19 protein-coding genes and 1 riboswitch are annotated in these 22,576 nt (G+C 51.0%); all 19 genes read right to left on the bottom strand.

Annotation, left to right across the window (positions count from 1 at the left end; translation table 11 throughout):
- Positions 1-159: 159 nt before the first annotated feature.
- On the bottom strand, positions 160-807 hold the full coding sequence (locus WC592_06115) for a methylenetetrahydrofolate reductase C-terminal domain-containing protein (protein ID MFA4982024.1): 648 nt from the start codon (positions 805-807) through the stop codon (positions 160-162).
- A 10-nt stretch (positions 808-817) separates the two neighbouring features.
- A complete protein-coding gene (locus WC592_06110) occupies positions 818-1,039 on the bottom strand; it encodes a NifU family protein (GenBank protein ID MFA4982023.1) in 222 nt (73 codons plus the stop codon).
- A gap of 16 nt (positions 1,040-1,055) precedes the next feature.
- Positions 1,056-1,550 carry a TlpA disulfide reductase family protein gene (locus tag WC592_06105; GenBank protein ID MFA4982022.1) on the bottom strand — a complete coding sequence of 165 codons (495 nt, stop codon included), beginning with the start codon at positions 1,548-1,550 and terminating at the stop codon, positions 1,056-1,058.
- Positions 1,551-1,571: 21 nt separating this feature from the next.
- Positions 1,572-2,297: a cytochrome c biogenesis protein CcdA gene (locus WC592_06100; GenBank protein ID MFA4982021.1), complete on the bottom strand. Its 726-nt coding sequence runs from the start codon at positions 2,295-2,297 to the stop codon at positions 1,572-1,574.
- Positions 2,298-2,304: 7 nt separating this feature from the next.
- Entirely contained in the window at positions 2,305-2,568 is a 264-nt protein-coding gene (locus WC592_06095) for a hypothetical protein (GenBank protein MFA4982020.1), read from the bottom strand.
- 4 nt (positions 2,569-2,572) lie between these two features.
- Entirely contained in the window at positions 2,573-5,275 is a 2,703-nt protein-coding gene (locus WC592_06090; protein ID MFA4982019.1) for a calcium-translocating P-type ATPase, SERCA-type, read from the bottom strand.
- 138 nt (positions 5,276-5,413) lie between these two features.
- Complete coding sequence (locus tag WC592_06085; GenBank protein ID MFA4982018.1) at positions 5,414-6,322, bottom strand: permease; 909 nt, start codon at positions 6,320-6,322, stop codon at positions 5,414-5,416.
- Positions 6,323-7,537, bottom strand: coding sequence for a homocysteine biosynthesis protein (locus tag WC592_06080; protein ID MFA4982017.1), 1,215 nt, complete (start codon positions 7,535-7,537; stop codon positions 6,323-6,325).
- A 15-nt stretch (positions 7,538-7,552) separates the two neighbouring features.
- A complete protein-coding gene (locus WC592_06075; protein ID MFA4982016.1) occupies positions 7,553-8,017 on the bottom strand; it encodes an Rrf2 family transcriptional regulator in 465 nt (154 codons plus the stop codon).
- A gap of 48 nt (positions 8,018-8,065) precedes the next feature.
- Entirely contained in the window at positions 8,066-9,001 is a 936-nt protein-coding gene (gene cysK / locus WC592_06070; protein MFA4982015.1) for a cysteine synthase A, read from the bottom strand.
- A 102-nt stretch (positions 9,002-9,103) separates the two neighbouring features.
- Entirely contained in the window at positions 9,104-9,883 is a 780-nt protein-coding gene (locus WC592_06065; GenBank protein ID MFA4982014.1) for a sulfide-dependent adenosine diphosphate thiazole synthase, read from the bottom strand.
- Positions 9,884-9,895: 12 nt separating this feature from the next.
- Positions 9,896-10,930 (bottom strand): AIR synthase family protein, encoded by a 1,035-nt coding sequence (locus WC592_06060; GenBank protein MFA4982013.1) that lies wholly within the window; start codon positions 10,928-10,930, stop codon positions 9,896-9,898.
- 41 nt (positions 10,931-10,971) lie between these two features.
- A riboswitch (TPP riboswitch) is annotated at positions 10,972-11,085 on the bottom strand.
- Between the two features lie 31 nt (positions 11,086-11,116).
- A complete protein-coding gene (locus WC592_06055; GenBank protein ID MFA4982012.1) occupies positions 11,117-12,115 on the bottom strand; it encodes a tRNA 4-thiouridine(8) synthase ThiI in 999 nt (332 codons plus the stop codon).
- Positions 12,112-14,322 carry a hypothetical protein gene (locus WC592_06050; GenBank protein ID MFA4982011.1) on the bottom strand — a complete coding sequence of 737 codons (2,211 nt, stop codon included), beginning with the start codon at positions 14,320-14,322 and terminating at the stop codon, positions 12,112-12,114. The genes WC592_06055 and WC592_06050 overlap by 4 nt, the downstream gene beginning before the upstream one ends.
- Complete coding sequence (locus tag WC592_06045) at positions 14,301-15,464, bottom strand: AAA family ATPase (GenBank protein ID MFA4982010.1); 1,164 nt, start codon at positions 15,462-15,464, stop codon at positions 14,301-14,303. The genes WC592_06050 and WC592_06045 overlap by 22 nt, the downstream gene beginning before the upstream one ends.
- Positions 15,465-15,545: 81 nt before the next feature.
- A complete protein-coding gene (locus tag WC592_06040; protein ID MFA4982009.1) occupies positions 15,546-17,657 on the bottom strand; it encodes an NHL repeat-containing protein in 2,112 nt (703 codons plus the stop codon).
- A 4-nt stretch (positions 17,658-17,661) separates the two neighbouring features.
- Positions 17,662-18,039, bottom strand: coding sequence for a four helix bundle protein (locus WC592_06035; GenBank protein ID MFA4982008.1), 378 nt, complete (start codon positions 18,037-18,039; stop codon positions 17,662-17,664).
- 55 nt (positions 18,040-18,094) lie between these two features.
- The gene (locus WC592_06030) at positions 18,095-21,148 is read right to left on the bottom strand and encodes a hypothetical protein (GenBank protein MFA4982007.1); all 3,054 of its coding nucleotides are present in this window, start codon (positions 21,146-21,148) and stop codon (positions 18,095-18,097) included.
- A gap of 63 nt (positions 21,149-21,211) precedes the next feature.
- Complete coding sequence (locus tag WC592_06025; protein ID MFA4982006.1) at positions 21,212-22,492, bottom strand: replication-associated recombination protein A; 1,281 nt, start codon at positions 22,490-22,492, stop codon at positions 21,212-21,214.
- Positions 22,493-22,576 lie beyond the last annotated feature (84 nt).

Genomic DNA, 22,576 nt, shown 5'->3' with positions numbered 1-22,576 from the left:
ATCCCGCCCCGAGCTAAACAGATGGCGGGATAAACCCATACGAGCCCTTTTGAAGAAAAAGTCCAAGCCGCGGCAGCCTGCCCGCCTGAAGCAGTCTCTCGCTGGCAGGCGGGGACCCGAAAAATTTATTGGACGATGAGATGGACGAAGCGGAAGGTACTACAGTTTTAACTCGCGGGGTTTGGTTGACTTTGAATAGTCCTTGGGAGGCCTTATCTCTTTCAGGAGATGCAGTTTGCCATGCTTCTTGAGCTGGTTATATATAAGAACCCACGCACAGTCGCGGTCCTTGTCGACCTCGCACTTACCCTTATCCTGGCCGCCGCACGGGCCGTTCATGAGCGACTTGGAGCAGCGTGTCACAGGGCAGATTATACCGGTGAGATCCAGTATACAGTCCCCGCACGCGGAACATCTTTCCTGGAAGGCGCCGCCGGCGTCTATCGCGCCCATAAATAGCGTGTCGCATCCGACATGGACTTTTTTATCTATCCTTAAATTCTCCGCGACAGACTGGATCCCCAAGCCACAAGCCAGGACGAGGATGGCGTCCGACGATTCTATTATTTTCCTGTTCCTGGCAAGTTCCAACTTTACTTTCGAGGCTATACACGGGGCTTCGGGCACACAGTAGCCGGTTACGGTCTTGCCTTCTTTCTCGAGGGCTTCTTTAACTCTCTTTATCTCCTCTTCGCCGCCCGTCTTGCAGGTCGTAGAACATTCACCGCACCCGACGATAAATATCTTATCTTCGTTCTCGAGGAACCTCAGTATCTCTTTTATCTCTTTCTGCTTTGTGATGATCATAATAAAACCTCTATATTACGGCCTGTATTTTCTTTATCTCAGGAACCTGCTTGCGCAGCTCTGTCTCGACGAAATTAGCGAGCGTCATCTGGCTCATGGGACATCCCGCGCACGCGCCTTTCAGGCGGATCTTCACCACGCCGTTCTCTACACCTACTAGTTCGATATCGCCGCCGTCCTGCTGCAGCCCCGCCCTTATGCTTTCCAGCGCTTTCTCGATCTTTTCTTTCATGGCTTATTTCCCCTTTTTACTTTAACAGCTCCTGTATCTCCTTCTCAAATACATCCTTCGCCCTGTAACCTATAAACACTTTCGCTATCTTGAAATCCTTATCGATCAGGAATGTGGTCGGTATGGACCTGATAGGCCCGTAAGAATCGCTGGCCTTTCCGTCGTCGACCGCTACCGGATAATTGATATTCTGCTGGGAGACGAACTTCGCGGTCTCATTCTTGTCGACCAGGCTTACGCCCACCATCGTAAAGCCCTGCGAAGCATATGTCTTCTGCAGCGCGATGAAATCCGGTATCTCCATCCTGCACGGAGGGCACCAGCTGGCGAAGAAATCCAGGATTATGACCTTGCCTTTGAATTCGGAAAGCGTGACGGGTTTTCCCTCCGCGTCGTTTATGGTAAAATCAGGCGCTACCTCGCCGACCTCCATGGCGCCGGATTTAGAGCATGCTCCGACAAGAAATAAAGCGACCGTCAGGACAAAGAACTTACTCAGTTTCGACTTCATATCTCCCCCTTTTTTTAGCTCCTATCTCGTGAACGCGGCCAGGAACCTCTCCGAGATGACCGCCAGGTAATTCGTCGCAACCAGGATACCGATTATAATAAGGAATACCCCCCCGACGATATTTACGACGTTTATCACTTTTTTGAACCTGTTAAAATATTCCAGGAAAGAATTCACCGCCAACGCCGTTATGAAAAAAGGGACCGCTATGCCTAGCGAATATACGGTCAAGAGCTTCGCCCCCTCGGCGACGCTCGACTTCGTGCCTGCCAGGACCAGTATAGAGCCGAGTATCGGGCCGGCGCACGGCGTCCATGCGGCGGCGAACGTAACGCCGATCAGGAACGAACCGATATAACTTGCCCCTTTCGTCTTAAGATCGAACCTGCGCTCTTTCCCCAAAAAGTCCAGCTTCAGGATACCGGTAAGATAGAGCCCAAACAGCGTTATCATAACACCGCCCGCTATCCTGATGATCTTTTGATATTGAAAAAGCGCCTTGCCTATAAAGGTGGCTGTAAGGCCAAGCAGGACGAATATGACAGAAAAGCCGGCGATGAAGAGAAGGGAGTGTATAATTGTCTTCTTCCTCACATCGCTCTTCCTGCCGGAGTCTTTCAGGTCGCTGAACGATACGCCCGCCATATACGCGATGAAGGAAGGGACGAGCGGCAACAGGCACGGCGACAGGAAGGTAAGTATTCCCGCGAAAAAGGCTACGATATAAGATACGTTTTCTCCGCCCATATATCTCCTACTGCTGCTGAGTTACCCTTATCTTTAACACATTCATTTCCTGCTTCAACGATTCCATACCTTCCATAACTTCCTTTTGACCTTTTAATATTTCGTCGAGCTTCCTGATTATAACCTCATTTTGCGCCCGTACCTGGTCTGCCGTCATGATCCCCGGCATGTTTTCTTCCTGCGCCATTATAGCATTACCTGCCGCCATTAGAAAGCCCGATACGGCTAAAAGGCATATGGCTATCGCCGCCGCTCTCTTTACGGTCTTCATGTAACTACCTCCTTTTTATTGACCTCTTATTTACAGCCTTCACCGCCTCCATGGCCCATAAAGGGAATGACGAGATAACTATGACCATCACCCAATCAAAGGCCCCGAGCGGCTCTGTCTTGAATATCGTATTGAATAAAGGTATGTAGACGGCCGCCATCTGAAGCATGAAAGACACGATGGTCGCGATTATCAGTTTCTTGTTGGTCAATATCCCGAGCGCGAAGAGCGATTCCGTCTCGCTCCGGCAGTTGAACGAATGGAAGAGCTGGGCGCAGGAGAGGACTATGAACGCCGCTGTCCTTGCCCTGGCCAATCCCTCCTTTTCCACATACAGGACCAATACGAACGCGAGCAAACTGCAGAACGCTATGAACGCTCCCTGCATCAACATGCCGAGCGCCCTCTTCCTGGTAACAACGGCCTCGTCCGTGGGCCTGGGCGGCCTCTTCATTATATCAGGATCGACGGGATCTACGCCAAGCGCCAGGGCCGGCAGGCTGTCGGTTACAAGGTTGACCCAAAGGATATGTATAGGCAAGAGCGGCACGGGCAGCCCTATAAGGGAAGATATGAACATGACCAGTATCTCGCCGGCGTTGCAGGAAAGCAGGTAGTTGATGAATTTTTTAATATTATCGTATATGCCCCTGCCTTCTTCGACGGCGGACACTATCGACGCGAAATTGTCGTCCGTTATTACCATGTCCGAGACTTCTTTGGTGACGTCGGTCCCTGTGATGCCCATGGCCACGCCTATATCCGCTTCTTTCACGGCAGGCGCGTCGTTAACGCCGTCGCCGGTCATCGCCACGACATCGCCGCGCTTCCGCCAGGCGCGCACGATCCTCAGCTTGTGCTCCGGGGAGACGCGGGCGTATACCGGCGTCATCTCGATCTTCGCGTAAAGCTCTTCGTCCGATAAGCCGTCCAGCTCTTCGCCGGTCAATGCCATAGAATCTTTATTAAAGAACTTAAGCTCGCTCGCTATCGCCACGGCGGTCCGCTTATGATCCCCTGTGATCATCACGGTCTTTATGCCGGCCGTGTTGCACTCTTCGATCGCGGCCCTGACCTCTTCGCGCGGAGGATCGATCATTGCGATAAGTCCGGCGAATGTAAGGGCCTTCTCTATATTCTTCGCTTCATAGCTATCCGGCTCTTTATCCAGATACCTGTACGCGACCGCCAGGACCCTCAGGGCCTGCCCGGCCATATCGTCGTTCGCCTTCAGTATATTTTCCCGCTCTTTTTCGCCGAGCGGCCTTACCTCGCCGCTAACTTCGATATTAACGCAATCGTTGAGCAGGATGTCGGGCGCGCCTTTTACGAAAGCCGCGAACCTCTCTTTCTCCTTGCGCACTATGGTCATCTTCTTCCGGTCGGCGTCAAACGGTATCTCTTCGACAAACGGAAAATCCTTTTCGACGGCCTCTTTCGACATCCCGGCCTTTGCCGCGGCTGTGAGTATGGCGCCCTCGGTGGGATCGCCCATTATCTTGTAAACGCCGTTTTCGGAAACAAGGTCGGCGCCGTTACACAATACGCCGCAGATGAGTACCTTATCCAGGTCCCGCCGTTCCCGGGGCTTTACCGGATTATTGTCGAGTAAAAATTCTCCCTTTGGTTCGTATCCTGTGCCTGTTACTTTATAGTTATTGCCGTATGTGAATACCTCTTTAACCGTCATCTCGTTCCGGGTGAGCGTTCCGGTCTTGTCCGAGCATATTACGGTCGCGCAGCCGAGCGTCTCTACCGACGGGAGTTTCCTTATGAGGGCATGGCGCTTCACCATCCTCTGCACGCCCAGGGCGAGAGCTATCGTCACTACTGCCGGCAGGCCTTCCGGTATCGCCGCCACCGCAAGGCTGACCGAAGTCAGGAACATGTCCAGTATCTTGCCTCCACGCAGGAGCCCCATCACGAATACGAGCCCCACAAGAACAAAACAGAGGTAGACGATCCACTTACCGAACTGGTCCAGCTTCTTCTGGAGCGGCGTAGTCTCCCCGCCTATAGACTGTATCATGCCGGCGATCTTGCCGAGCTCGGTATTCATGCCTGTCTCGGTCACCATGGCCCTCGCCTTGCCTGATGTGACGGAGGTGCCCGCATATACCATATTAGCCCTGTCGCCCAGCGGTATATCTTCCTCGTCGAGCGAGAGGGTCGTCTTTGATACAGGAGTCGATTCGCCGGTAAGGCTCGCCTCGTGCGCAGCAAAATTGCCGGTAGCGTACGTTATGCGGCTGTCCGCGGGGACGTTGTCCCCGGCTTCGAGCTCTATCAGGTCGCCGGGCACTATCTCAAGCGAAGGGATCATAACATGTTGGCCGCCGCGGATCACCTTCGATGTCGGGGAAGAGAGTTTCCTCAGCGCCGCGAGCGACTTCTCCGCACGAAACTCCTGGATGAAGCCCAATAAGCCGTTCACGATCACGATCGCTATTATAGCGATGGCGTCGACCCATTCTTTAAGGAAGCCCGAGACGAGGGCCGCGCCTATGAGGACCCATATTATAAAGTTATTGAACTGGCCGATGAGGATGGAGAACGCTGTCGGGCCCTTTATTTCCCGAAGCTGGTTCGGGCCGGACTTTTCGAGGCGGTCTTTCGCCGCGGACGCGGTCAACCCGGCGTCTATATCTGCGCCGAGCAATCCGGCCGCGGATTCGACCGTTAAATTATAGAATTTTGTACTGGCCATTTGTATGGATAACCTTTATCTTCAGGAATGTGAAGCTCCACGGGTATAAGTCTGTGGAGCGGAACCCTGAACCGTCCCAAACCCGAACGAAGTGAGTGGTTTGTGGACTGGTTCACGGGTAATTTTACCATATAAAGGTTATTTTGTGTAGGAGATTGCCTCATATCCGAATCCGAGAAGAAGCGATATTATTATCAATGTGGACAGGAAAACGGTAAGCACTTTTATACCGTACTCTTTTCTCAACACCAGTATCGTGCCGTAACTTGTGACCGGCCCGATCAGAAGAAGCGTCATCGCGGCGCCGTGGTTCATCCCCTGCCGCATCAGGCTGTCGATTAGAGGGACGCTAGCCGTCGAGCAGAGGTACATAAGGACGCCGAAGACTGCGGCAAAGAGATAGCCGAACCAGCCGCCGAGGTAATTTTTGATGAGCCTGCCTAAAGGCATGAATGTCGCGACAAATGCCGCAAGCAACAGGCCTATAAAAAGCTCCACGCCTATCTCTCTCGGCAGTTCGATAAAAGCATATTTCATAGCGGATATCACCTTCTCGCGCAGGGTCTTCTTTCTGTGCAGTTTTTCGTGTCCGGGATCGATCTCGCAATGCGGGCAATGTGCCTTTTCGGATGGAGGGCGGGGCGTGTATTTTACCATATTGCCCGCCAGGCCTACGACGATGCCCATCACTATTACCGCAAAGAATATATATACGGTGAATTTCAGCCCGAGGACGCTGTATGCGACCAGGAGCGCGCTGACAGACGTTGCGGGCGTTGCGACAAGAAAAGCGAGTATCGGGCCGAGTTTCGCGCCTTTCTTGTAGAAGCTGACCGCGATCGGCAGGGAACCCCAGCAGCAGACAGGAAGGACGGTCCCGACGAGCGTCGATATAAGGATAGGCCGTATCCCCTTGCTGCCGAGATATTTAAGGACGAAAGTCTCGGGTATAAGTTCATGCACAAGCCCGCTTATCAGGAACCCGACCGCGAGCGCCGGGATGACCTCTTTCAGGTAATGGATGAATATGTGGATGAAATGTTCCAATTACTCCTCCTTAACCGGCCTTTCTTTTAGCGGTTTAAACGCAATGCCCGCATCCGCCCCGGGCAGGGCCTGGACGTATTCGGTCAGGAAGAATTTCCTGTCCTTTATCCATTTCTTCAGCTCCTCCGCTATCTCTATAGCCTTAGGATAGCTGGAGAGAGACGCGGTCGGCACCTCTTTGCCCTTCACGGTAATGCTTCCACTCTTAAGCTGTTTATAATTTACCTCGCCCAGTGAGCCGATCTTGCCCTGCGGGTAGTCATCGCTGTAATCGACCACCTGCGCCCAGAGATCTTCATCTTTTATCGCGGCGCATTTCAATACCTCTTCATCGAGGACAGGTATAGGAACTCCTAACCCGACCGTAAGAGTTACACCATATCCCTGGAATGAGGTCCCGCGCAGCCATTCGGCCTTCATCTGTTTCAGGTCGCCCATCACAGCGAGGGTCCCCGCAGGGGCCTGCGGCACCCCATTTTCTTTCCGCTTTACCGACGGATTGTGCTGGGTCCCGTTCCAATAGACATACCCCACGCCCCCGCCCAGGAATATCCTGGTGCCGACGCCTATTGTCCTGTAATACGGGTCTTTCAAGAGCGGAGAGAGCTGCCCGGCCGAGCAATAATTGGCGTTCCCGATGTTGGGCCGGAGCATTCCCATATAGGTGTAGATAGACTTCTTGTCGGAGAGGTTTACTGCCACATTATAATTCTGGTAGCAGTTCCTCGGGTTCAACAGCACGGCCTCATTCATATCTTTTATATTTACGTAGGTCTTGATATATTTACGCGGGTAACAGTCCGTCCCGTAAGCGCGAGCCTCCAGCACCACGTCCTTGCCGCCGGCCAGTTCTTCTATGACATGCGCGCCGCCGTATTTAAATTCGCCGGGGAATACCTTGTTCCTGGGGTCGTCGTCGGGCATGGCCGTTGCGCCCAGATAGATATCGACCGCTGCGAAACCCGTATACGCGGGGACATTGTTCAGCGTGACCTGGCCGCCGCCTAATTTTATCTTCGGCTTCGAGTGGCCCAGGTTAAGATATATGCCGCTTGAGCACATCGGGCCGAAGGTGCCGGTCGTTACTACGTCGACCTCCCTCGCGGCCTCTTTAAGCCCCTTCTTCTCGACGAGGTCTATGACCTCCTCGGCGGTCACGACGACTACGCCGCCGCTTCTTATCTTTTCATTTATCTCTTTTATCGTCTTCGCCATCTGTTGCCTCCCTTTTTATATCGTATAATCAAATTCCGGCAAAATGCCCAGCGACTTCTCTTTGTGTCTCATCACCAACTCCTCGAACGTCAATGTGTCTATCACTATCGATATCGCATTTTTAACGTCTTTCCAGACGTTGCGGAATATACAGCTAGCGACGTCTTTGCAGCCCTTATAACCATCACGCTCTATGCACGCTATCGGCCCTATCGGCCCTTCGATGAACCTTATCACTTCACCGACCGTTATCTCTTTGGGCTCTTTAGCCAGCATGAATCCGCCGTTTACGCCGCGTTTGGACTTCACAAAACCGCCCTTCCTTAATATAAGAAGTATCTGCTCCAGGAACTTCGTAGGCATGTCGCCGAGCCGCGCGATCTCGCTTATGGCCATGACCCCGTTGCCGCTTTCGTCGTACCTTAACGCCAGTTGGAACAGGGCCTTTAACGCGTAATCGCCTTTATATGTTATCTTCACCCCGCCCTTCCTTCCTAATCCCCTAACCCATCATAAGATGGGCGGGGTTCACCCTAAAAACTCCTGAAATAGCCATGTAGAGAGATACCGCTCGCCGGTGTCCGGCAACAGGACCACTATCGTCTTGCCGGCGGATTCTTTTCGTTTCGCCGCCTCGAGCGCCGCCCACATAGCCGCGCCGCTCGAGATGCCCGCGAGTATCCCTTCTTCCCTGGCAAGCCTCCTGGCGATCTCGCCGGAGTCTTCATTGCTTACCTTAATTACTTCATCCAATATCTTTTGGTTCAATACTTTTGGGACAAATCCCGCGCCGATGCCCTGTATCTTATGCGCGCCCGGTTTACCGCCCGATAAAACCGGCGAATCGGCAGGCTCCACTCCAAGCACTTTCAGGCCCGGCTTCCTGCTCTTCAGCGCCTCGCCCACGCCGGTTATCGTGCCGCCGGTGCCTATGCCGGCCACGAATATATCAACGGCTCCGTCCGTATCTTTCCATATCTCTTCGGCAGTCGTCTTCCGGTGTATCTCGGGGTTCGCCGGATTATTAAACTGCTGCGGCATAAAACTGTCCGGTGTCTTTTTTGCCAGCTCTTCGGCCCTGTCCACGGCCCCTTTCATGCCTTTTGCGCCGTCGGTTAGGACGATCTCTGCGCCGAGTATCTTCAATAACTGCCTGCGCTCCACGCTCATGGTATCGGGCATCGTCAGTATAAGTTTGTATCCTTTTGCGGCGGCCGCGAACGCCAGGGCAATACCTGTATTGCCGCTCGTCGGCTCTATTATAACGGAATTCTTTTTTAATGCGCTCTTTTTCTCGGCGTCCTCTATCATGGCAATGCCGATCCTGTCCTTTACGCTCGACAGCGGATTGAAAAATTCTAGTTTGGCCAGGATGGTCGCACTCGATCCTTGGTTCAGTTTGTTTATCCTTACCAATGGCGTATTACCTACGGTTTTCGTAATGTCCGAGAATATCCGAGCCACAATACACCCCCGATTTCAAAAGGCTATAAATATGATTGACTTAGTAGTGATTATACACTAAAAAAAGAATTTGTCAAGTCTATTTTATAAAATTTTTAATATTTAATCGCGCAGTCTTTTTACCAGATCCATAGCTACTTTTTTCCCGGAGATGAGCATACCCCCGAATATCGGCCCCATCCTAGGCCCGCCGAAGACGGCGTTTGCGCACATCCCGCAGACATACAGGCCGGGCGCGGCCTCTTTCGAGTTCTTAACTATCGTATCTTCGGCAACCTCGGCCCACATGGACCCCTCACCTACCACCTTGCCCGTCCTCGTCTTAAGCGTTATCCCCGATTTCCTCTCCGCCAGGCGCGCCAGCTCAGCCGCGTGGCCGGTGGCATCGACTACGAATCTGGCGGACATGGTAATAGGATCGACGTGAAGCTTCGCCATCTCTACCGCCGTCCAATTCAGGACAAGACCTCGCACATTCTTATTCCTTACCATAAGGTCCTCCGCGCTTATCAGGTTTAGTATTGTCACTCCGGCCTTAACCGCCTTTGAGCAGATCGTCGAAACGGCTTCGATTGAATCGGCCATATAGTAGTCATCTTCGTACCTCCTCGTCCTTACATCAAGTTCGTCGAGGATGGCCTTTGCTTTCTTCTGTACCACTATCTCGTTAAACATTATTCCGCCGCCCCACATCCCGCCGCCCACGGAGAGCTTTCTCTCAAAGATCACCGTCTTTACGCCCTTTCGGGCCAGGTAATAGCCGCAAGCCATCCCCGCAGGCCCTGCCCCTACGATAGCTACGTCCACATCCAGGCAATTGATAAGCTTATCATAGTATGTCTTGATTATGGCCTGCGATATCTTTATCTCGTCTAATTTCAATTTGCACCTCCGCTACTTTTTTAGATACTCCTCGAATTTCGCCCAGAACGGGTCGATCTTCGGATGGCTCAATATCTTCTTCTTGCCGTTAACAATAGTATGGATGCCTTCTTTCGCGGGAACGGCAACGCCCGCGATGCTCGCCGCGATCCCTTCTTTCTTAAGCGCCTTGACGACGCTGTCCGCTTTATCGGCCCGGACGCTCGCGAGAAGCGTCCCCTCGCTTATCGCGACATACGGGTCTATCCCGAAACAGTCGCAGGTCTTTCTTACCTCGTCCTGCAGGATGATCTTATCTACATCTATATTCAGCCCTACATTACTATGCGCCGCCATCTCGTAAAGCCCGCCGAATACGCCACATTCGGTCGCGTCATGCATCGCAGTGACCCCTTTTACGGACGACGCGACGAGCGCGTCCTTAACGGTCGACATCTGATAATAGACGTCCTGAGCCCTTTTGACAAACGCGCTTCCGTACTTCTCCTCCAGGAATTTCGGGAAATACGCGGCCATGAGGCCTGTCGTCTCTATCGCCGGCCCTTTCGAGACTACAATGGCATCCCCGACGTTTATCTTAGGTATAATAAGCTCATTCTTACTGCCAACGCCTATCATCGTGGCGCCGCCGACCATCGGATAGTTACAGCCCGCGTAACGCGCTGTGTGGCCTGTTACAACGGTAATGCCGAGTTCCTTGCAAACGCCATCCACCGCGCCCCACATCCTTACGAGCTCGTCCTCTTTCATGCCGGGAGGCAGGTTGAGGTCCACTGCCAGGTATCTCGGCCTTATCCCGCTTACCGCGACATCGCTCGCGAGTATATGGACGGCGAACCATGCCGCCTTCTCCATCCCGAGCTCACTGGCGATATAGAACGGATCTGTCGACATCACCATCACCCTGTCGCCAAGGTCGACGACCCCGAAGTCGACGCCGTGCTGCGGCTCGACCAGGACCGACTTATCTTTCGCGCCCAATTTTGGGTAGATGAATTTGTTAAAAAATTCCGGGTTTATCTTCCCCAGTTCTGGTAATTTTTCCATATCTATCCTATTAAAAAATCGGCCCTTACGCCAAAACATAAGGGCCTCGTCCTAACCTATCCCTACGCTGGCATAACCCAGATCAGGTTCTAAGGGTAATCTGCTCGATGCGGCAGAACTCTCAGGCCGCTTCACGGCCTCCCCGTTATTTGTCTTTATTAAACCACCTTCGCCCACTTATGTCAACTAAATCCGCGATGCTTCTACATCGCTCTTATCTGCAGGCTTTACGGTCAACGTAACACGGTCGGATGAGCCTGCCTTCCAGTGATCTATCTTCAACGTCTCCTCGCCGCGGAATTTTGTGTGATAGGCGGCGATCTCCGCCGCGCGCTTGATTACTTCTTCGCTGTGGCTCCCCCTCAAGAGGGATAGCGGCCCCTGGCGGTCTTTAAGCTTGAATATCATATCCTCGGGACTCGCCATCGACAGCAGCTCTTCATTGTCCTTCTCGTCCCGCCCTACGACGAGTTTCGCGGCCTCTGTCAACCGGAAATGCCTCCCCGCCTTAAGGAGCCTCAGGTCGTTCACATTGAGCGCGCCGTGTTTTTCCAGGTCCTTTACCCGCCTGGCGAACCCCGGATCCGTCAATAGGCACCCGCCCGCAGGATTAGGATATTCTTTTATGCCGAATTTTTCCGCAAGCTCCATCTGCCGGGTCCTGCCGCGGCCGGACATATCGAGCAGCTCTTCTCTATTAATAATGCCTTCCGTCTCGGGCAGCGTCGGGTTCAGGAGTTTCGCCGAGAGCGGCCGCAACAGTATCTCTTTGACTTCTGCCTGTTTCGAGATTAGATAGAGCATGTCCTTTCTCTGGGACATCGGCCGCTGGCCGACTACCTCTCCGGTCACCAGAAATGAAGCGCCGGCCTTCTTCATATATTCTTTGGCCTTCTTTAACATGAATATCTTGCAATCGATACAAGGATTTACGTTCGAGCCGTAGCCGAATTTCGGGTGCTTAAATGTCTCTAGATATTCGTCGGTGATATCTATGAGCTCGAACGGGACCTTCAGCATCCTCGCCGCTTTCGCCGCGGAACCTTCGCCTCCTCTGGCATTGCATGCGGCAAAGTCTATATAATAATTGACGGCGAATACCTCTATGCCCTGTTCCTGCATGAGCTTAACGGAAAGTATGCTGTCGAGTCCTCCGGATAATAACGCAATTGCTCTTTTATTCATATCCCGGCCTCTCCTATCCCGGTGCGATCTTCTTTATTGTTCTTGTCGTAGACGGAGAGTTGATAATAGAGGGTTGTAGGGTTATTGCCTGCCCGACTGCTGTAGGATTTCTGCGAGGCAGGCGGGGGTTTTAGGGTTATAGCGTTATTTGCGTTTGTTGCGTTTGTTGCGTTAAGAGGTAGGGTATATATAGAGGGGATGGGGTTGGGGAGGTCTATCGTTTTAATAAGGTTATAGTCTTTATCGTAGAGCTTTATGTTTGATCTGACGATGAATAAATGATAATTGCAGGTTATCGTGAATTCTATCAGTTCGTTTGTTGCGTTATTTGCGTTTGTTGGGTTTGTTGCGTTTGTTGGGTTATTGGGTTCGGAGTTAGATGATACGATTTTATGGGAGATGGAGAGGCGGGGTTTTAGCATGACGGGGTCCTGGGAGATGCTTACCTTTAGCAGAGGCTGGTTGTTTGCGTTTGTTGGGTTTGTTGCGTTGTTTGCGTTTATTGGGTTTGTTGCGTTTGTTGGGTTGTTTGCGTTATTGCGTTCTCGTGGTAACTGCACGGCGAAAGAGACTTTTGTGAGGACGCCTTCGGTTACCGTTACATGATAGGGGTTGTCTGTAGTTATGACGCTTCCTTCGGGTAAAGTGGATTCGTCTATCTTCAATAGATGCTGGCCTACCTCTATATAGGGGAAGTGGTATTTACCGTCCGGGTCTGTTATGGCGTAGATGCCGGTGTCGGAGACGACTTTGACGCCCTCGATGCCGGGTTCGGTTATTGCGTTATTGCGTTGTTGGGTTATAGGGTTTGTTGCGTTCATTGCGTTTGTTGGGTTTGTGGCGTTCATTGCGTTTGTTGGGTTTGTGGCGTTCATTGCGTTTGTTGGGTTTGTGGCGTTGGTTGGGTTGTCTTGGATGCCGTTGGCGTTTACGTCGTTGAAGACTTTACCTATCAGGGCTTTGCCCTGGTCAAACTGGGGGCCGTTCTTTATGGATGAGACGCCGATGTTGTAGATGAGGACGCGGTTGTTGCGTTCATCGTCAACATATAGTCTTCTACCGTCAGAAATAGCTACACGCGGGTAATTCAATGTATCTGCCTTCGGCCCTCCGCCCTGGTTGACAGAATTCGAAGTAAAATTCGGCTGCCCTATAACAATATCCGCATAGGCATTATTTCCAGTCGGGATTGAATTAAAAACAAGGATCCGGTGATTATCCTCTGCGATAAACAGTCTTTTGCCATTTGTGGTAACGCCTTTAGGGCCTTTTAAGGTATTCGGCCCGGGGTCGCCCCCCTGATTATAAGAGCCGGATGTAAAATCAGGCTGGCCTATGACAATATCCGCGGAGGCGTTGTTCATGGTCGGAATAGAGTTATAAATGAGAACGCGGTGATTTTGCCCGTCACTTAAAAATAATCTTTTGCCATCCGAGCAGCCCATCACCACAAGCCCTACGGTATTGGCCGCGGGCCCTCCTCCCTGGTCAACAGCGCTGGAGGTAAAATCAGGTTGGCCGATAACCACATCAGCGGAGGTATTGTTAGCGGTTGGGATACGATTAAATATAAGAGCGCGGTGATTACCGTAGTCGATGATGAACAGCCGTGTCCCGTCCGAAAACACATCTGTCGGTTGATATAAAGTATTTGAACCCGGCGCGGCTCCGCCCTGGTTTATCGAATTGGAAGTAAAGTCAGGCTGGCCGATAACAACATCCGCGGGAACGTTATTACCAGAGGGAAAAGAGTTGAATATCAGAACGCGATTGTTGCCTTGATCGGAAATGAATAACTTTTTTCCGTCAAAAAAAGCGTTGCTCGGGCTGTAAAGCGTATTCGCCGCGGAACCTGCGCCTCCCTGGTTAGCCGAATTCGACGTAAAGTCAGGCTGGCCGATAACAGTATCAGCGGAAGAATCGTTCGTGCTGGGGATTGAATTGAAAAACAAAATACGGTGATTGCTTGCATCTGCTATGTAAAGCTTAGCGCCATCGCAAAAAATCTTGTAATTGTGATACAGGGTATTGCTATTCGCGCCGCCCAGGCCCTGATTCGCAGCATTCGAAACAAAGTCTTTCTGCCCTATCACCACATCCGCGGACATGCCGGTCGTCAGTTCGGCGTGGGCGGGTCTTGGGTAAAACAGAAGAGTCAATATGATGAGGATCATTATAGGGTTCATTATATTATATGTCTTCCCCATAATTCGCGCAGAAAATCACGCCAGGGCATAATCTCTATTTTGCCACGCATTCTCTTTTCTCTTTCGCTACAAACCACAATCGCCCTCTTTGGGGCATACGCTTCGGTAAACGCCGTCAACCCGGCAAGATCTTTTCCGTCAACACGCTCGGTCCCTTTTATCTCTACGGCAACCTCCCCGGCGCCAAGCACGAAATCCACCTCAAGGCCCGTTTTAGTCCTCCAAAAATTCATTTCAAAATCGCGTCTGGAGTAAGACCTGTAAGCGGTTATTTCCATAAGCAAAAAATGCTCGAACGCCTTTCCAAACTCCGAGCCTTTGGCTTTTTCTACGCGTCTCTTTGTCAGATAACCGGCGACGCCTACGTCAAACATATAGTATTTAGGCGCCTTTGTTATAACCTGACGCGATTGCCTTTTCTTAAACGGTTCTATCCTGATCGCCAGCAATGTATCGACAAGTATCTGATAATATTCTTTTACAGTCTTTGAGTCCACTCCGCAGTCGCGGGCGATGTTGGAATAATTGGTGATCTCACCGTGTGAATATCCGAATGCCTCGAAAAATCTTGAAAACGCGGGAATATTACGCGTCAGGCCTTCGGCAAAAACTTCCTCCTTTAAATAATCCTGTATATAGGCTGCCAGGGATTTTCTGCAATCCTCTTCGTCCTGTAAATAGTGTGACGGGATCAAGCCGTGATTGAGAGCGCGCAAAAGGTCAAATTGCCCGATCTCGGGTGTAGCGAGCGGGAAGAGTTCATAACGCCACGCCCTTCCGCCTAAAAGATTCGCATGCCCCCTTTTTAACTTTCTGGCGCTTGAGCCGCATAATATAAACCTTAAACCTTTGTTTTCTATTAACCAATGCACCTCGTCCAACACCTGCGGAACTTTTTGGACTTCATCAAGTATCACCGGATGTTTAAGCGCCACTTCATTCTTCGCGAGCAAACGCTCCCTCAGCAGGGCGGGATTTTTAGTGACTTCGAGAAAAAAGTCAGCCTTAAGGAAATCGTAAACCAGGCTATCCGGGAAACGATTCCTAAGATATGTAGTCTTGCCTGTTTTCCTGGCGCCCCATAAAAACGCGGATTGCCGGGCCGGAAGTTTAATATCCAACATCCTTTGAATGTGTTTCATAATGGAATTACCTCCGTATTAGTATTACTACTCTGGAGTATATACCATTTTGGTTAGGTTGTCAAGGCCTACCCGCAGATCCTACTTAATGGCAATCTCCCCTACGCCCGTCCTGTCTTCCTTGTTGTTCTTATCGTAGACGGAGAGTTGATAATAGATTCGTTCATTCGTTGGTTCGTTTATTCGTTTATTCGTTTGGAATGATAAGTCGGATATGGGGAGGGTATATGTTGAGGGTATGGGGTTGGGGAGGTCTATTGTTTTGATGAGGTTATAGTCTTTATCATAGAGCTTTATGTTTGATTTAACGATGAAAGGGTGATAATTACAGGTTATCGTGAATTCTATCAGTTCGTTGGTTCGTTTATCCGTTAATTCGTTAGTTCGTTTAGTCGTTGGTTCGCTGGTGACTATCTTATGGGAGATTAAGAGGCGGGGTTTTAGCATGACGGGGTCCTGGGAAACGCTGACTTTGAGCAGAGGTTCGTTGATTCGTTTATTCGTTTGTTCGTTGATTCGTTCGGGTGGTAATTTGACGGCGAAAGAGACTTTGGTGAGGACACCTTCTGTTACTGTTACATGATAGGGGTTATCTGTAGTTATTGTTGAGCCTTCAGGAAGAGTTGATTCGTCTATCTTTAAGAGATGCTGGCCTACCTCTATATAGGGGAAGTGATACTTACCGTCCGGGTCTGTTATGGCGTAGATGCCGGTGTCGGTGGCGACTTTGACACCCTCGATACCGGGTTCGGATATTCGTTTATTCGTTAATTCGTTTATTCGTTTATTCGTTAATTCGTTTATTCGTTTATTCGTTAATTCGTTTATTCGTTCGTTTGTTAATTCGTTGGTTCGTTTATCCGTTAATTCGTTAATTTGTTCATTCGTTTGTTCGTATGTGTCCTGCATCCCGTTACCGTTCACGTCGTTGAAGACCTTGCCTATCAGGGCTTTCCCCTGGTCGAACTGGGGGCCCTGTTTGATGGATGAGCCGCCGATGTTGTAGATGAGAGCGCGGTTGTTGGTTGTAAATTCGGAAACTATCAGTCTTTTGCCGTCGGAGGTCACATTTATCGGAGCCGAAATTGTATTGGCATTCGCGCTGCCGCCCTGGTTGACCCCGTTGGAAAAAAAGTCGCGCTGGCCGATCACCATATCCGCAGAAGCGCCATTAGAAAGCGGCATATTATTCCAAACGAGTATTCTGTTGTTATTAACATCGGGCACATAAAGACGTTTACCGTCCGAAAAAACCTTGCCGGGGATATGGAACCTATCAGGGCCGAGCCCCGAAGAGGAAGTTGTAAAGTCCGGCTGTCCCAGGACGATATCCGCTGGAGCGCCGTTAAAGGAAGGGATTGAATTGTAAATAAGGATACGATTATTGTCATACTCGGATATGAACAACCTCTGGCTGTCAAAAAACAACGAGTTTGGGCGGTCTATCTTGTCCCTGGCTGTGCCCTGTGAATTAGTCGTAAAATCGGCCTGTCCTATTACGTTATCTGCTGGGGCGCCGTTCGATACCGGTATCGATTTGAATATCAGGACCCTGTTATTATATTCGTCGGGAACTATGAGCGTTTTCCCATCGGAATGGAGCATATTGGGCCTGTACATCTTACTTTGGGACACGCCGGAAGATACGGTATCGAAATCGGGCTGGCCTACCACGACATCCGCGGGCGCGTTATTGACGGTGGGAAGCGTATTCCATATTAGGATACGGTTATTCCCCCAGTCCGCGACGAATAATTTTCCCCCGGCGTAACAGACGCCTCTGGGCCCGTTAAGCCCGCTCCGGCCCGTCCCGGCTGCCGACGTTGTAAACACGGCCTGCCCCAGGACGATATCCGCGGGGGCATCGTTTAAAACAGGGATGGAATTCCATATCATAACGCGATTATTATTGACTTCGGTGACAAAAAGCCGTTGGCCGTCCGTAAAAATACCGTGCGGCGCGTTTAAGTTACGCTGCGTAGTCCCGGCGCTGGTCGTTCTAAAATCCGGCTGGCCTATCACCACATCCGCGGACATGTCGTTCGTCAACTCAGCATGAGCAGTCGATGAGTAAGAAAGCAGGGTTAAAACGATGAGTATGGTTATTGCGTTTGTAGGGTTTGTTGGGTTTGTTGGGTTTGTTGCGTTGTAGCGTTTTAGGGTTATGGGGTTTGTTGGGTTTGTTAGGTTCATTGAGTTAATTGTGTTTGTTGCGTTGTAGTAAATATGTTATAAAATTCGATATCAATCTCGCTACTTTATCGCTTTGCTCGTATATTTTGTTAAAGGCCTCTTTAGTCATGTATTCTTGATCTAACGCGACATATAAATGACTCTGCACTTCCGCGGCTGAAGCCTTGGCTATAAATAAAAACTGTATAAATTCTCTGTTGGATCTTCTTGAAAAACCTTCGCTGATATTTGCCATTATCGAAACCGCCGCGGAGGTAATCTGATCTCTAAATCTGTAATCTTTATAAAACGATTCCTTAGATTTAATAACCTCATAAACCATTCCTACTAAAACTCTTGCTTCCTGCCAAGCCTGTATGTCTTCAAATTTTTCAATCTTCATAACTCAACCAACCCAACAAACGCTATAAACGCAATAAACCAACCCTATCAGACTGTTAATACCTTCCCTGCAGTCTCACGAAGAACCCGCCGGCGCCCTGATTTTTGTCGGCGATGTCCGAGAGTTTCATGTCGAGGTTGTCGGCGAATGAGGTGAAGTTATAGCCCGCGCCGACGGCAATGCCCTTCGCTATAAGATAGTTGGCTTCGACAAGGAACCCGTCTTCGCGGTGTTGCGTCGTAGCGCCAAGCGACGGCCCCTTCTCCTGCAAGACCCTGTATTCGAACGCGGCATCCCACTTTTTCGTAAGATGGTAATTAAGCCTGGTTATCCATAATTTAGCGGTAAGGTCATCCGGTGTTTCTACTATCCCGAGCGGATCGTATGAAAGCGTCTTTTCGTATTTATAGGCCAGCTTTTGCACAAGCTGGAAATTCCACGGCAAATCAAGCGCCGCCTCTGCCGCAAACGTGTCGCTTGTCGACTGCATCGTCAGGAAGCCGCCGTCAGCGCTCGTAACGCTGTCCGGCCGTTCGTCTATATAACGTATGTATTTGATAAGGCCGTTGAACCAGTCGAACGCCACGGGCCTGTAAGCGAGCCCCACCTGTTTTTTGTCGATCTTCGAGCAGGAATCGTTGGCCCCCTCCGTGTAGGCGATGGAATATTCACATTCGCCGAAAAGATATACGTCGCCGAAGACCTTTACCTCACCCGTATTGTCCGTCAGGATCTGCCAGGTCTTGTCCTGATCGCGCCTGTATTCTTCCTTCGTCACCAGCTTAAACTTATCGGGAGCTATATACGAGCCGTTAAATGAGAAAGCATCCTGCGGGATGGATCCCATCAGGTTATAATCCTCGCCTTCGTTACGCCTCTGGTAAGTGGCGCTGAACTCCGCTTGGGGATTTATGCTGTAGCTCAAGCCCATCAGATTCGTCGTGTAGGCGCCCCTTATGTCGCTGGTTATGAACTGCCGTTCCGTATTTAGTTTGGCGTTCGGGCTTAACGCGGTGTTTGAGCCGAATGAGGTCGTGGAAGATTTCCCGTCGGTCACGGAATCGGTAAAAGTGTAGTTGGTATAAACGCTTCCTTCCTGCCCCACAGCCTTATCGAAAGCGGCCGATACGGAATTGCCGTCGTTCCCGGCCGCGCACTCGACCATGGCTTTTGTGCCGTCGAAAAGCTTAGTGTTAACGCCGGCGGAGGTCCTGGCCTTGCCGCCGTCTACGGTAATCTGCTCTCCTATGAACAGGGAGGTTATCTTGTTTAAATTATATTGGACGCGCTCGGCGATCGTGTTTTCCGTTAATCTATGCTGCCCGCCGCCATAGTAAGAATACACATCCGTCTTATCCTTGGACGCGAATTCCGTTATGAAATCGAATTTATCGTACTTGTGGGTCCACTGCCCCGTGAAGTCCTGTTCCGAGCCGGCAGTGACCTGGTTCTGGGCCGCTTTATTGGTCGATTCAAGCGCTTTCTTCTCGTATATGAAGCGTATATTGTCATTCTCGGTGAGTTTATGCGCGAACTCAAACCCGTATTTTTCCGTCCCCGCCTGGAAAAGGCTGTCGGAGGTTACAAAATTCTTCCCTATATATTGGTAATAAAATGAAAAATCTCCGTAACCTCTGCCCAGCCCCAGATATTCGCCTATACTCGAATTAACGTTTATCTTTAACGCATGGTCCCGAAGGGCGTTATCGCCTGTCACTGTGGTAAAATCGTAGCCGCCGTTATAAGAGATATATAGAGGCGCTGTGGCGGCCTGCGTGCCCACAGCCTCGATGGTGGCTTTGGTGAAATTCCCGATTTTAACGGTGCCGTCTATCCCGTACATCTGATACTGATTAAGGGAATCGTTTGGGTTTGCCTCCTGGACATAAGTAACGCCGACGCCGAAATTATTGAAATTCTGCGTTATATTTAAGCCGCCGGTCCTTTGCCCGAACTCTTCTATCGAGATCGGGAACGCGTTCTGATCCTTGTATTCGTAATTCACGACGACGTAAACCGGATTGCCGTTCAGGACGTCGCTTGATATGATCGTATCGGAAGCGGCAACGGCCAGGACAGGTTTGTTAAAAGTAATATTGCCCTGGTCATACTTTATCTGATAGTCCGTAGAAACCGCCTGGTTGATCGAATACAGCGTTATGCCGGTATTCTTATCCCTTACATCGATACGCACCTGTTCGCTTCCCTCTACAATATTCCTGTGCCGGAGATAATACAGGGATGTGCCCGTAGCCAAAAATTCATTATGGCCGGCGTGCTGGTTCGCCTCGGCGGCGAACATGGCGGCCTTCGTGATGGGTTCGCCGTATATGGTCCGCTGGGTCGACTCGAGCTGGATCTTGCCGCCATAGAGGGTCCTGTTATATTTCGCTATCTTGTCGGACTTCTCCCCGCCTATCTGCGTCTGGAAGTTGCCGACCGTGATCCCCGATCTGTCCCATTCTAACAAGAGATAGAACTTCCCCTGGCTGTTCACATCATACACCACCGTGGAATCGTCGCCATAGACCGGATAATATTTATCGGGATCGATATAGGTAAAAAGTTTTTCCTGGGTAGCTTTATCGGTGTCGAGCTGGGATTTGATTAAAATTTTCCCGAGGATCTTGCCGACGCAGTAGTAGGCGAGTTTCCCGTCGGCGTTGAAGCCGTTCTTGAAATGCTTCCCATCCCGTTCCCAGGTCACGCCTTCGCTTGCCTGGGAAAAGTTGAGTGTCCCGTCGGCGAGCCCCACCATGAAGAAGTGATTTTCCTTCGCCGTTATTTTTTTGGCGTAGGTTTTAACTTTACCGTCCTTGTTTGTAGCCGTAACTTGTATTTCGGTATCGCCTAAAGGGATAAGGACGTCATCCTGGAATGAGCCGTCTTTCTGGATGATTATGTTCCGTCCGTTTACCCGCAGAACATTATCCTGATCTGTAATCCCTTTGATATTAACTGTGGATCCGAGAAGCTGTATTTCCTGAGATTCTCCGGGCAGGACTTTTGGAATGGAAAAAGGATTAGCGAAAACTTGAGTGGTAATGATCGAATAGTTGAATGAAAAAATAGCGGAAAAGACAAGAATGGCATTCTTTCTGGCGCTCATTGCCCCTCCTTTTTGTATTATATATAATTTCCATAAGTATATTATATATATATTAAGTCAATATTATTTACCGGCCTTGAGCTTCTCCAGCCACGCTTTGATCTTCGCCTCATATCCCATATTTGTCGGAATGTAGTAGATCTTGTCCGTGGGTTTATATTCCTGTTTCACGTAATGATTGTCGAAGTCATGCGCGTATTTGTACCCCTTGCCGTGGCCGAACTCTTCCGAGTCAAGGCTCGCGTCCTTCAGGTGGTCCGGCACCTCCAGCGTCCTGCCCGCTTCCACATCCTTTAACGCCGCCTCTATGCCGAGGTAACTCGCGTTCGACTTCGGCGCGCACGCGACATAGACGGCCGCCTGGGCGAGCGGTATGCGCGCCTCCGGCATCCCTACGAACTCCGACACCTGAAGCGCCGCGTTGGCCACGACGATCGCCTGCGGGTCGGCGTTGCCCACGTCCTCTGCCGCGCAGATGACGATCCTGCGGGCGATGAACCTCGGGTCTTCGCCGGCGTATATCATCTTTGCCAGCCAGTAGAGCACAGCGTCGGGATCCGAGCCGCGCATCGACTTTATGAACGCGGATATCGTGTCGTAGTGCCCGTCTTCGTTCTTGTCATATACCACGGCCTTCTTCTGTATGGACTCTTCCGCAATCTTAAGCGTAATGCGGACCTTCTTGTCCTTGCCTGCCGGCGTGGTCAGGACGCCTATCTCGAGCGCCGACAAGCCGCGCCTGGCGTCCCCTTCCGACATCCTGGCAAGGTGCATGACAGCGTCGTCGTCTATTGCAACGGATATCTTCCCAAAACCTCTCTCTTTGTCATTCAAAGCGGCTTTCAATATCATGACGACGTCGACGTCGGACAATTTCCTGAATTCAAAGACCTGCGAGCGAGAAAGGAGGGCGTTATTTACGTAGAAGAAAGGGTTGTGGGTCGTCGTGCCGATGAGTACCGGGTTGCCGGCCTCGACGTCCGGCATCAGCACGTCCTGCTGGGCCTTGTTGAAGCGGTGTATTTCGTCTATCAATAGTATCGTGCGTTTGCCGTCTACGGAGGCGCGCTTCTGGGCCTGGGCGATGATGCGCCGTATGTCCGCTACGTTATTGGACGCGGCGTTTATCCTCTCAAAGTGCGACTTCGTCCTCTCGCTTATTATGAGCGCGAGCGTCGTCTTGCCGCATCCCGGCGGCCCGTAAAGGATGAGCGACGAAATCTTATCCGACGCTATCAGCCGCCGCAGCAGCTTGTCGGGGCCCAGGATATGTTCCTGGCCAGTGAAGTCGTCGAGCGACCTCGGCCGCATCCTCGCGGCGAGCGGCCCTTCGGCTTCGCTCATCCCTCGACTCTGCTCGGGATGAGCCCTGAGCTTTGTCGAAGGGCTCAGGGCCTGTCCTGAGCTTTTGCCGAAGGACGGCCCTTC

Source organism: Candidatus Omnitrophota bacterium, from assembly GCA_041648975.1.
Lineage (GTDB): Bacteria > Omnitrophota > Gorgyraeia > 2-01-FULL-45-10 > 2-01-FULL-45-10 > JAQUSE01.
This window is presented reverse-complemented; position numbering and strand designations above follow the sequence as displayed.

Coding starts and splice junctions, on each gene's coding strand:
- WC592_06115 (MFA4982024.1), bottom strand. CDS start 807: ATGATCATCACAAAGCAGAAAGAGATAAAAGAGATACTGAGGTTCCTC.
- WC592_06110 (MFA4982023.1), bottom strand. CDS start 1,039: ATGAAAGAAAAGATCGAGAAAGCGCTGGAAAGCATAAGGGCGGGGCTG.
- WC592_06105 (MFA4982022.1), bottom strand. CDS start 1,550: ATGAAGTCGAAACTGAGTAAGTTCTTTGTCCTGACGGTCGCTTTATTT.
- WC592_06100 (MFA4982021.1), bottom strand. CDS start 2,297: ATGGGCGGAGAAAACGTATCTTATATCGTAGCCTTTTTCGCGGGAATA.
- WC592_06095 (MFA4982020.1), bottom strand. CDS start 2,568: ATGAAGACCGTAAAGAGAGCGGCGGCGATAGCCATATGCCTTTTAGCC.
- WC592_06090 (MFA4982019.1), bottom strand. CDS start 5,275: ATGGCCAGTACAAAATTCTATAATTTAACGGTCGAATCCGCGGCCGGA.
- WC592_06080 (MFA4982017.1), bottom strand. CDS start 7,537: ATGGCGAAGACGATAAAAGAGATAAATGAAAAGATAAGAAGCGGCGGC.
- WC592_06060 (MFA4982013.1), bottom strand. CDS start 10,930: ATGGAAAAATTACCAGAACTGGGGAAGATAAACCCGGAATTTTTTAAC.
- WC592_06055 (MFA4982012.1), bottom strand. CDS start 12,115: ATGAATAAAAGAGCAATTGCGTTATTATCCGGAGGACTCGACAGCATA.
- WC592_06050 (MFA4982011.1), bottom strand. CDS start 14,322: ATGGGGAAGACATATAATATAATGAACCCTATAATGATCCTCATCATA.
- WC592_06045 (MFA4982010.1), bottom strand. CDS start 15,464: ATGAAACACATTCAAAGGATGTTGGATATTAAACTTCCGGCCCGGCAA.
- WC592_06040 (MFA4982009.1), bottom strand. CDS start 17,657: ATGAACCTAACAAACCCAACAAACCCCATAACCCTAAAACGCTACAAC.
- WC592_06035 (MFA4982008.1), bottom strand. CDS start 18,039: ATGAAGATTGAAAAATTTGAAGACATACAGGCTTGGCAGGAAGCAAGA.
- WC592_06030 (MFA4982007.1), bottom strand. CDS start 21,148: ATGAGCGCCAGAAAGAATGCCATTCTTGTCTTTTCCGCTATTTTTTCA.
- WC592_06025 (MFA4982006.1), bottom strand. CDS start 22,492: ATGAGCGAAGCCGAAGGGCCGCTCGCCGCGAGGATGCGGCCGAGGTCG.